This window comes from Streptomyces sp. NPDC002537 (genome assembly GCF_053594975.1).
In genome coordinates, this window is record NZ_JBSFWT010000138.1 from 1 (window position 1) to 11,014 (window position 11,014).

Genomic DNA, 11,014 nt, shown 5'->3' on the forward strand with positions numbered 1-11,014 from the left:
CCTTTTTTTTCCCCCCTCCGGTTGGTTTCCTTTTCGGCCGCGGGGGGGGGTGTCGGGGGGGCCGGCCGCCGGGGGCGGGGACGTCCGGGGGGGCGGCCCTCACGCCCGCGGGCGTGAGGGCCGCGAGGTCACCGGGTGACGATGTGGAGCGGCGTGGAACGCGAAGTCCGGCCACCGACCTGGAAGTCCAGGTACGTGTCCCCGAGCGGGGCGTTCGAGGAAGCCCGCACCGCGACCCACATCGCGGAGGCAGAACCCCTGCCGGACAGCGCGAGGTCGACGTCCTCGAAGGTGAGGGCCTGCCCGTCCGACGACAGGGCTCCGTAGTAGGAACGCATGGCCCCTTGCGCGTCCTGCACGGTCAGCTGATAGTCCGGGTAGGCCTCGGCGACGAACTGCAGGCCGCGCCCCGGAGGAAGCGCCACCCGCACGGTCTGCGGAGTGAAGGGGCCGTCCTCCTCGGCACGCAACCGCACACCCGGGTAGCGGATTCCGCCGTCGCGCGGCAGCGTCACGTCCGGCGGCACCCCCGGCGCCACCGAGAACCGGGCCACGACGTGGACGGGTGTGGAACGCGAAGTCCGGCCGCCGACCTGGAAGTTCAGATGCGTGTCCCCGATCGGGGCATCCGGGGACGCCTTCACCGCGACCCACACCGCGGAGGCCGAACCCCTGCCGGACAGCGCGAGGTCGACATTCTCGAAGGTGAGAGTCTGCCCGTCCGACGACAAGGCCCCGAGGTAGAAGTGCATGGCCCCCTGGGCGTCCTGCACGGTCAGCTGATAGTCCGGGTAGGCCTCGGCCACGTACTGAAGGCCACGCCCCGGAGGAAGAGCCACCCGCACGGTCTGCGGAGTGAAGGGGCCGTCCTCCTCGGCACGCAACCGCACACCCACGTAGCCGATTTCACCGGCGCGCGTCAGCGTCACATCCGGCGGCCCTCCGGGCAGCACCGAGAACCGGACGGCGGACGAGACACCGCTCACCTTCCGCACCCGGCGGTTGTCCTTGTCGGCGATGTAGAGACTGCCGTCGGGGTCCACCACGACAGCGCTGGGAGCGTTGAGGGCGGCCTGAACGGGCGACCCGCCGTCGCCGGAGAAACCGGCGGTTCCGTTGCCCGCCACCGTCGAGATCGTCCGGGTCCCCGCATCCACCTTCCGCACGCGGCGGTTGCCGGTGTCGGCGATGTAGAGGGTGCCGTCGAAGTCCACCCCGACACCGCCGGGGGCGCTGAGGGCGGCCTGGACGGCGGGCCCGCCGTCGCCGGAGAAACCGGCGCCGCCCCTGCCCGCGACGGTGGATATCACCTGGGTCCTGGCATCCACCCTCCGCACACGGTGGTTGCCGGTGTCGGCGATGCAGATGTTGCCGTCGGGGTCCACCGCGACACCATTGGGCAGGTTGAGCTGGGCCTTGACGGCCAGCTCGGCATCGCCGCCGGAACCGGGGGTGCCGTCACCCGCGACCGTGGAGATCGTCCGGGTGCCGGCATCCACCTTCCGCACCCGGTGGTTGTCCTTGTCGGCGATGTAGAGATTGCCGAGGGAATCCGCCACGACACCGAAGGGAAGGTTGAGGGCGGCCTGGACGGCAAGCCCGTCGTCGCCGAAGGAACCGGCGGTGCCGTTGCCCGCCACCGTCGAGATCGTGCCGCTCCCCGCATCCACCCTCCGCACACGGTGGTTGCCGGTGTCGGCGATGTAGAGATTGCCCTCGGAATCCACCCCGACACCGCGGGGGTATTTGAGGGCGGCCTGGACGGCCGGCCCGCCGTCGCCGGAGAAGCCGGCGGTGCCGTTGCCCGCCACCGTCGAGATCGTGCCGCTCCCCGCATCCACCCTCCGCACACGGTGGTTACCCGTATCGGCAATGTACACATTGCCCTCGGAATCCACCCCGACACCGAAGGGAGGGCTGAGAGTTGCCTGACCGGCCGGCCCGCCGTCGCCGGAGGAACCGGTGATGCCGGTGCCCGCCACCGTGGAGATGACAGGAACGCGTGCCGCGAGCGGGGTGTCTTGGACACTGGTCACGATGTGTTTCTCCTCTTCGCCGGTGGTTTCCGTGAAACTGCGCAGCCGCAGGCTCCGCTGGTGCTCGGGGAAGGGCACGGTCGTACCGGGATGCGTGCCCCCCATGTAGTGGCGCTGCCAGCCGTCCGCGGCGGACGGGTCGCCCGCCGCGATGGCCTGGGCGAAGTCGAGGCGGCTCCGGCTCCAGGCCCGGTGGTCGTCGGCGTCCGGCATGCGGGCGAGCGGGACGATCCGGGGCCGGAGCCCTTCCAGGTCCCCGCGCCGCTGGGGAACGAGCATGAGGACGGGTTCACCCGCCAGGAAGGTGATGTCGACGCCCGGCCGGGTGATCTTCCAGTTCATGGTGAACGTGGCCACCGCCCAGTCGGCCTCCACCAGGCCCTCGAGCGGGTGCGCCCCGTCCTTCGGGACGTTGGCGGGGCCACGGACGAGCAAATTCCAGCCGGGCGGCGTCCGGATCAGATAGGGGATGTGGAAGGTGAGGATGCCGTAGCCGAAATGACTCACCGCCGATCCGGCGGTCCCTTCCTTGGGATAGCGGACGGTCAGGTCCCCCACCGCGTCCCCGCCGTTCCAATGCACAGTAAACGTACTGTTGTTGAGGATCGACCAGCCGTTCTGATTGGCGACGCGCAGCGGGAGACACCGGTAGGTGTAGCGGAGGGTGGCCCGGTCCAGCCAGTCCCGCTGAGCCGGCGCGGGGACGATGGGCATATCCGGGTTGCCCGGTAAACGGTAGGCGGTGACGACGGGTTCCGGGTCCTGATGTTCTGCAGAGCTCAACTAACCGTCTCCAGAAGGGTGGTGAGAACTCCTGGTGCGCCGGTGCGCCGACCCGATGGCGCGTCGCCACACCGGCGGTGACCGGGGTTCAACCGGTTTCCGATCGGGCTTCAACCGGGATTCAGAAGACCTCGATGCTTCCGTTTCCGGCGGCGAAGGCGGGAGCCCCGAGGGTGAAGGCGACGGATACGGGACCGGGCGCGGCGTTCACCCCGATGCGGACGGAGACGGAGAAGACGGCCTGCTGGCCGGGGCCGAGGTTCACCGGGACGTTGAGGCAGGTCGCGGTCCGCCGGTCGGCACTGAGACTGCCCGGGTAGCCGACCGACGAGACACTCAGCACTCCGTCGACAAGCTGCGTATCGACCGGGGCCGTGATCACCACGGTCTGCGCGCCGATCGTGGTGCTGCCGGTATTCGTCACCAGCACCGACACGGTGACATCGTCGCCCGGATAGGCCTGCGGCGAAGGAGGCTGCACCACGATGGTGGCGGTGAGGGGCGGCGGGGGCGGCGGAATCGGAATCGGTGGAGGCGGCGGGGGCGGCGGCGGAATTGGCGGAGGCGGCGGCGGGGGAGGTGGGGACGGCACGGGAATCCACGGAAGCGGAATCCAAAAACTCCTGCCCTGCGGGTCGATCGCCGGAACCCTTAATTCGGGTTCGTCCGGCGGCTGGACCTCGCCGCCTGTCTCATCGGTCATTGCACCTTCCGTTCGTAGAACCGAAGACGAACAACACTCGTACGTAACTCACGTGCGGGTTCACCATGCCGCTTTCGATTGCAGCCGTAAAGCGGGCACATTCCGCCATGATCCTCGCCTGAGGCCGGAGTCATCTCACGGTGACCGGGGCGGGGTTCGGTCACCGCGACGACGGTCCGTCTTCGGGGAGCACCCGGCCGGGGAGACACCGACCCGCCGGACCACGACGACTGGTCCTGCGGCCCGTGTCGGCGCTAGGCTGACGTCTGCACGGCCGGACCGGTTAGCACAACAACGGCCGTGCACAAAAAGTGGCCCCCACCACGGACCGGGTATCCGCAGCGGGGACCAGCAGGCACAAGGGCCCTTTTGACCGGAGGCTAAGTTGTCTAGCCTCCGGTCAGCCCTTGAACCACCTCCTCACCTTCAGCGACACGCGCTTCCAGATCGACGGACGTGGCCTGCGGTGACGACCCATTCGGAGCGCCCCCCTTTCATCGCGGCCGAGATCCGGCGACCGCTGCCGGAGGAACCCGATTGCCGGGCCCTCCGTGAACCCGACAGATGTCGGCTCCTCCTTGAAGGGGGGCGCACCGTGGGTGCGCCGGGACACACACTACCGCCCTTGAGGACCAACTCGGGCCGCTCGTAAGGAAATGCAACTTTCGGGTGATCCGGGCAGCTCACCGGGGGGCGCGGCGTGCGTCGTGGTGCACGCACCGGCCCAACTTCCGGTGCGCGGGCACCACCCGATATCCCAGCGGTACGCGCGCGAACATGCCCCGGAGCGGTTCAACTGCCGTTCGACCCATGACAGGGCTACGGACTCGCCTCATAGTCTGAAAGTGACGAGCTGTTCAGAGAGGGGCGAGACCGTGCCATCCGATGCCACCCCCGACCCGTACGCCGAACCGATCCAGTTCGGTCAACGGTTGCAACTGCTGCGAACCCGGAGAGGGATGAGCCGGGTAGTCCTCGCCGGTCTCGTGGGCAAGTCGCCCAGCTGGGTGAAGGCCGTGGAATGCGGACGCCTCCGAACTCCCAAACTGCACACCATTCTGCGCCTCGCCGAGGCCCTGCGCGTCCGGGACCTCGCCGACCTCACGGGCGACCAGAGCACGCACATCGACTTGTTCGTAGGCCCCGGACATGAACGTCTCCCCGCCGTACGAGCGGCCATCGATGCCTTTCCCCTCGTGACCGCGGTACAAGCACCGCCAACAGCCCATCTCCAGGCCCGGCTTGCCCGTGCCTGGCAGGCCCGGCACTCGGCACCCAATCATCGGGACGTCATCGGCAGTCTGCTGCCCGAACTCATCCGTGACGCCCAGTTGTCGGCCCGACAAGCCGACACCGCCGCGGAACGGAGGGCGGCGCAGTCCGTACTCTCCGAGGTCTACAGCCTCAGCCAGTTCTTCATCGCGTATCAGCCCGACGCCTCGCTGCTGTGGCGCGTGGCAGAGCGCAGCATGGTCGCCGCGCGCGAGTCGGAAGACCCGCACATCATCGGTGTCGCCGCCTGGCTCGCCGCACAGGCCCACCGGGACAGCGGACCGGCCCATTACGACGCCGCTGACGCCGTCACCATGGGAACCCTCGAATTCCTGGCACCTCTCCTCGCTGATGCGGTCCCCAAGGTTCTGGCCATCGCCGGGGCCCTGCGCTTCGAGGCCGGGTACACCTCCGCGCGGCGCGGCGACACCGGCACCGCGTGGAGCCACTGGGACGCCGCCCGGAAGATGTCGAAGGAACTGCCTCCCGGCTACTACCACCCGATCACGTCGTTCTCGCAGGCCATCATGAGCGCGCACGCGGTGACCGTGGCCGTGGAACTCCGCGCCGGGGGCGAGAGCGTCAGGCAGGCCGCAGCAGCCGACGCCACCGTCATCCCGTCCCGGCCGCGCCGGGCACGGCACCGCATCGAGGAGGCTCGCGGGTACCAGCTCGACGGGCAGCCCGACACCGCCCTCGCGACCCTGGACAAGGCGTACGAGGCGGCGCCGGAGACCATCCGCTACAACGGCTACGCCAAGGGGATCATCCTCGAAGAGGCGGAGTCGCGGACACCGGGGCGTCGGCGCCGGGCTTCCGAACTCGCCGTGAAGATCGGCATCCTCGCGGCGTGAGCGAGGGGGCACAAAGTGTGCCCCCTCTCCCTTTTCGGCGGGCCTACGTTCATCCCCACATCCGCTCAACGCCGATCGTGGGGGAACCTCATGAGCCATCCACCGCCGTGCCACGAGGGCGGCCGCTTCGGGCTGGGCCCATACGCCGTCAGCGGCGGTAGAGCCGATCCCACCCGGGTACTGCCATCACCGTTCCGCACAGGACCGTCGAAGCTGTGCGAAGCGGCCGAGGCGGTGCGGTGACCGTGGCGCGCCCTGCCCGCCCCCACAAAGACCACCACTGCCGAGTCGGCCAGCACCGCAAGTGCCCAGGCGCCACCCCCATCCGCCGGATCGGGGCGCCGCCCCGCACCGCCCCCACCGAACCCCTCACCTGCACATGCGCATGCCATCGAAAGACGGGGACGTCATGACCACCACTCCACCCCTCATCGTCCTCAACTCCGAGGCGATCGCCAGAGACATCAGCCAAGGGCTCTCGCCCCAGGACGAGCACGACACGCAAGCCCTGGAGGACCGGCTCCGCGCCCTGATCGAAGCCTTGCTCCCGCTCGTGGAGGCCGCGGCCGAAAATCTGAGGCGGAGCGGCCTGGCCGGGGCGGTCCCGCGGGACAGCGCGGTGGCGTGCGGGCGCCGGCTTCTCGACGGCAGCGACCCGTACTCGGCCCCGGAGACAGTCGTCGTCACGCTCGCCCGAACAGCCAAGACGCTCCTCTACTACGCGAACCCGCGATGACACCCCCGTCGGGGAAGTGGCTCTCCCAGGCACTGCTCGTCCCCACCCGGGGCTGGTGGCTGCGCGGCGACCCCGTACAAGTCCTCACCGGCGTCCTCTTCGACGCCGTGCAGATCCCCGCCGAGACGATCCGTTCCCAAGCCGCTTCGGACGACCGCGATGCCGTCGAGGCCGTCTTCCGGAAGTCCGCGATCGACAACGCCGTCATCGCGGAACCACCGCCGTACGGCTGGTACTTCGCCCTGGTACCGCCGGGGACCGCGCGCGAGTGGGGCGCCCCCTACGAATGCCTCGGGCTGTCCCACACCGTCACCGTTCCACCGCCCCACCGCGCGGGCCCTCCCGGTATCCACTGGCTCCTGCCACCTCCGGACAGTGCCGCGTCGCTCTGCGATCCGGAACGCGTGGTCGCTCTGCGATCCGGAACGCGTGCGCGAAGTGGTGACCAGGGCCCGTGCCGGAGGCCGACGAGCGGCCGCGTGAGCCCGTCGCCACGGCATGACCGGCCGGGGAGACACCGACCCGCCGGACCACGACGGCTGGTCCTGCGGCCCGTGTCGGCGCTAGGCTGACGTCTGCACGGCCGGACCGGTTAGCACAACAACGGCCGTGCACAAAAAGTGGCCCCCACCACGGACCGGACATCCGCAGCGGGGACCAGCAGGCACAAGGGCCCTTTTGACCGGAGGCTAGCTCGTGCAGCCTCCGGTCAGCCCTTGAACCACCTCCTCACCTTCAGCGTCATACGCTTCCAGATCGACGGACGTGGCCTGCGGTGACGACCCATTCGGGACGCCCCCCTTTCATCGCGGCCGAGATCCGGCGACCGCTGCCGGAGGAACCCGATTGCCGGGCCCTCCGTGAACCCGACAGATGTCGGCTCCTCCTTGAAGGGGGGCGCACCGTGGGTGCGCCGGGACACACACTACCGCTCTTGAGGACCAACTCGGGCCCTGCATAAGGAAATGCGACTTTCGGGTGATCCGGGCAGCGAAATCGGTCACGTACGGCTGCCCGGCTCGCCGCGAGGCGGGGGAGCCAGGGCAGCCGCCCGTCACTTCTAGTCGAAACTTCTAGTCGAACCAGCGCGCCCGCTCCAGTTCCTCCGTACGCGTCGGGTCCTCCAGCAGCGCCGCCGCCTCGAAGCGGCGGGACCAGGCGCCCGCCGTCCAGGCGAGGCCCGCCGCCACGCCCTCCAGGGTCGTCGCGTGCAGGATGCCGTCCTGGCATACGCACCAGTCCAGTTCGACACCGCCGATGACGAGTTCGTCGTGTTCGACGTACGCCGCGGGCGCCCCCGGCAGCAGGGTTCGTACGCCCTCCGGGACGGAGCGGCGTTCGCCGTCGCCCGCGGGGACGCGGACGGCGAGGACCTCGCTCGCGCGGCGTACCTGGAGGAGGTCGGCGAGGTCGGCGGCGCGGGTGGGGCGGACGGGGAGGAGGGGGTGGCCGACGGCGAGAGGGAGGACGTCGGGGGTGTCGGCGACGAGCGCCTCGGCCGCGTCGACGACGCGGACCTCGCCGTCGACGACGGTGCGCAGCTCGTCGGGGAGGGTGACCTGTTCCGGGTCGAGGTCGGCCAGGAGGCCGTAGAGGGTGTGGAGTTGGGCCGCCTCGACGGGGCGGTCCTCGTCGGCGAGGCGGGCCAGGAGTTCGGCGGCGCCGCCGGGTTCGGCGAGGAGGGCGGCCGCGGAGGTGCGTACGCCGAGGGCCCGGAGCACCTGGTCGTCGGCGAGGCCGGCCGCGTCCGCCGCCTCGTACAGGCCGCGCAGCAGCGGGTCGCCGCCCGCGACCCGCAGCCCGGCGGGGCGGCGGCCGTCGAGGACGGGGTGGCCGCGCAGCCACCAGGCGGTGTAGGGGCGGACGGACTCGGTGGTGCCGTCGGGCAGCAGGACGCGTACGGGCGCGGTCAGCGCGTCGCGCAGTGGCGGCCGGGCGAGCAGGGCGAGGGCCTCGGGCCAGGCGTCGTCGTCGACGAGGTCGAGGTCGCGCACGGCGACGAGCTCGGTGGCGACGGGGGGTACGGGGGTGTCGGGGAGCCCGTCGAGGACGTCCTCGCACCAGACGTCGACGGCTTCGAGCAGGCCGACGTCGTCGGGCTCGGCGAAGTCGCCGTCGCGCGGCTCCAGTTCGTCCGGGTCGAGGACGACGTCGGTGGCCCGGACGAGGGCGAAGGTGGCCAGTACGCCGACGGCGGTGAGCGGCTGCTCGCCCCAGCGTTCGGCGAGCCCGGCGTCGCAGGCGGCGAGTTCGCCGGGGCGGATGACGCGCTCGAAGGGGCTGCCGGGCAGGACGAGTTCACCGGCCGGGGCGAGTTCGCCGTCCTCGTCGGGGAGGGCGAGGGCGGCGAGCCAGGGCTCGTCGCCGGGGGCGAGGCCCGCGTCGCGGACGAGGGCGAGGACGGTGTCGGCGAGGGCCTCGCTGTCGAGGGCGTCCTCGTCCCAGATCTCGTCGGCGTCGAGGGACGCGGCCACGGCGGCCCGTACTTGAGGGGTCGTCAGGACGGCGCGGGGCGAGGCGGGCGTGGCGCCGAGCTTCTCCAGCAGCGGGTGGGCGGCGTCGGGGTGGGCGACCTTCAGCCCGAGCCGGGCGAGCCGCTCCGAGTCGGTGCCGTCCGGCGGCGGGAGGAGGACCTGCCGGGGGCCGATGGCCGTGCGCGCGCCCCCGGCGAGGGGTACGGGCAGGCCGCTGAGCCGGTCGGGGTCGACCCCGGCGAGGCTGTCGTAGAGCCGCCACCACCAGGAGGGGTCGCGTTCGACGCCCGCGAGGCGGTCGACGACCTCGCCGAGCGGGACCCGCGCGACGTCGAGGGCGCGCGGCTCGGGGCGGCGCTCCAGACCGGCGGGCAGCAGGCTCGGGAACAGCTCGCCGAGCACGGCCACGGTCTCCGCCCCGGCGCCCTCCACGAGTTCGGCCTCGACGGGGCGCAGGGCGCGGGCGTACGCGTCCCAGGTGTCGTCGGCGTTGTGGGCGGGCGTCACGGCGCGCGGGAGGAAGGGGACGCGGGGCAGCCGGTCGAGGACCTGCCGGCGCAGCTCGGCGTCCACGGCGCTGCGGGCGAGCGGGGCCGGGACGAGGTCGAGGGTGCCGGTGGAGACGGGCTCCCAGCCGCCCAGCAGCGCGGTGTACGCCTCGGCGGCGCGCTCGACGAGGAAGTCGGTGAGGGGGCCGGGGGCGGTGTGACGGCGGGTGGGTTCGAGGGGGAAGGTGGCGATGAGGAGGGCGGGGAGCCCGAGCGGTTCGTCGGTGGGGGTGGGGGCGTGCAGGACGGGCGCGGTCTCCGGCCGTACCGGCGTGCCGTCCTCGCCCACAGGGACCGCCCAGGTCAGCGACCAGTACGGGCGCAGCCGTTCCTCGACCGGCCGGTCGGCGAGCAGCGCGGGGTCCAGGGGGCCGCCCGCGCGCTCGACGCGCCAGCGGTTGGCGGCGGCGCCGCGCGCCGTGTCGCGGACCAGGACGTACGGGCCCTCGTCGTGCCGCGTCAGGGTGCGCACGCGGCCGTCGGGGGTCTCGACGACGACCTCGGCGAGGCCGGGGAGGGCGAGCAGCAACGCGTCGTCGATCGCGGCGAGGAGACGGGAGGTCAGGTCCTCGGCGGCGCCGTCGCGCAGCGGGAGGACGACCACGGTGTCGTAGCCCTCGGGGGCGCTGCCCTCAGCGGGCAGGGGGAGCCGGAGCAGCGGGACGTGGCCGTCGCGGCGGCGGATCTCCTCGGCGAGGCCGGGGCTGTCGGCGGCGGCACCGGCGGCGAGGGCACGGGCCTCGGCGAGAGACCAGCGGACGCCGCCGGCGCGGCCGACGACGGCGGGCTCGTCGCTGACGGCCAGGACGGCGGAGAAGCCGACGCCGAACCGGCCCACGGCGGCGGTCGCGTCACCGTCACGCTTGGCGGAGGCCCGCAGGGTCACGAGGGACTCGACGCCCGCGGCGTCGAGGGGGGCGCCGGTGTTGGCGGCGGCGAGGACGGCGGGGCCGTCGGCCGTGGCGGGGCGGAGGGTCAGGCGCAGCCTGCCGGGTACGCCCGCGCGGGCGGCGGCGTCGGCGGCGTTCTGGGCGAGCTCGACGACGAGGCGGTCGCGGTAGCCACCGAGGGCGAGGTCCTCCTCGGCGTTGGCGTCCTCCCGGAACCGGGTGGGGCTGGCGCCCCAGGCCTGAAGTACGGCGCGCCGCAGGGCTTCCGTACGGAACGGGTCCCCTGCGGGGGTGGCTGTCGCCGTGCCGGTCACGTGGGTTCTCCCTCGTCGTTGGGTGCGGGGCCCCTGCGGGGGGCTCGGCGTTGTCGGTGCGGGTCCGTCCCGGGGGGATTTTCGCCCACCCGTCGCCTGGCGGCAGGCCGGGGTCGATACACGTGCCCCGGGCCCCGGGGGGTGCGAGTCCGTCTCGCCGGATTTTCGCCCACCCGTCGCCTGGCGGCAGGCCGGGGTCGGTACACGCGCCCCGGGCCCCGGGGGTGCGAGTCCGTCTCGCCGGATTTTCGCCCACCCACCCGCCCATCGCCTGGCGGCGGGCCGGGGTGAGTACGCACCCCCGCCCGATCCCGGCCGCCCCACCGCTGCCGCCTGCGGCGGAAGCGGCCTGCGGCCGCGTCCTCAAACGCCGGACGGGCTGGATTTGGTGCCCAGGGCGGGCT

Annotated in this window: 6 protein-coding genes; 3 read left to right on the forward strand and 3 right to left on the reverse strand. The window is 72.2% G+C overall.

Annotated features, from left to right (window positions below; genetic code table 11):
* Positions 1–128: 128 nt before the first annotated feature.
* The gene (locus ACWD4A_RS33830) at positions 129–2,819 is read right to left on the reverse strand and encodes a DUF6065 family protein (RefSeq protein ID WP_451200019.1); all 2,691 of its coding nucleotides are present in this window, start codon (positions 2,817–2,819) and stop codon (positions 129–131) included.
* Positions 2,820–2,940: 121 nt separating this feature from the next.
* A complete protein-coding gene (locus ACWD4A_RS33835; RefSeq protein WP_451200021.1) occupies positions 2,941–3,303 on the reverse strand; it encodes a hypothetical protein in 363 nt (120 codons plus the stop codon).
* A 1,094-nt stretch (positions 3,304–4,397) separates the two neighbouring features.
* On the opposite strand from ACWD4A_RS33835, the gene ACWD4A_RS33840 reads away from it, so the two are divergent.
* From ACWD4A_RS33840 to ACWD4A_RS33850, 3 genes are all read left to right on the forward strand, one after another.
* Positions 4,398–5,648: a helix-turn-helix domain-containing protein gene (locus ACWD4A_RS33840; RefSeq protein ID WP_451200022.1), complete on the forward strand. Its 1,251-nt coding sequence runs from the start codon at positions 4,398–4,400 to the stop codon at positions 5,646–5,648.
* 409 nt (positions 5,649–6,057) lie between these two features.
* A complete protein-coding gene (locus ACWD4A_RS33845) occupies positions 6,058–6,384 on the forward strand; it encodes a hypothetical protein (protein WP_451200024.1) in 327 nt (108 codons plus the stop codon).
* Entirely contained in the window at positions 6,381–6,956 is a 576-nt protein-coding gene (locus tag ACWD4A_RS33850; protein WP_451200025.1) for a hypothetical protein, read from the forward strand. The genes ACWD4A_RS33845 and ACWD4A_RS33850 overlap by 4 nt, the downstream gene beginning before the upstream one ends.
* 501 nt (positions 6,957–7,457) lie before the next feature.
* Here ACWD4A_RS33850 and ACWD4A_RS33855 read toward each other — a convergent pair.
* Positions 7,458–10,610, reverse strand: a complete 3,153-nt coding sequence (locus ACWD4A_RS33855) for a sacsin N-terminal ATP-binding-like domain-containing protein (RefSeq protein WP_451200026.1) — start codon at positions 10,608–10,610, stop codon at positions 7,458–7,460.
* Positions 10,611–11,014 lie beyond the last annotated feature (404 nt).

What these genes read in the sequence shown, in the direction of transcription:
- ACWD4A_RS33845 (WP_451200024.1), top strand. Translation starts at nt 6,058, where the DNA reads ATGACCACCACTCCACCCCTCATCGTCCTCAACTCCGAGGCGATCGCC.
- ACWD4A_RS33850 (WP_451200025.1), top strand. Translation starts at nt 6,381, where the DNA reads ATGACACCCCCGTCGGGGAAGTGGCTCTCCCAGGCACTGCTCGTCCCC.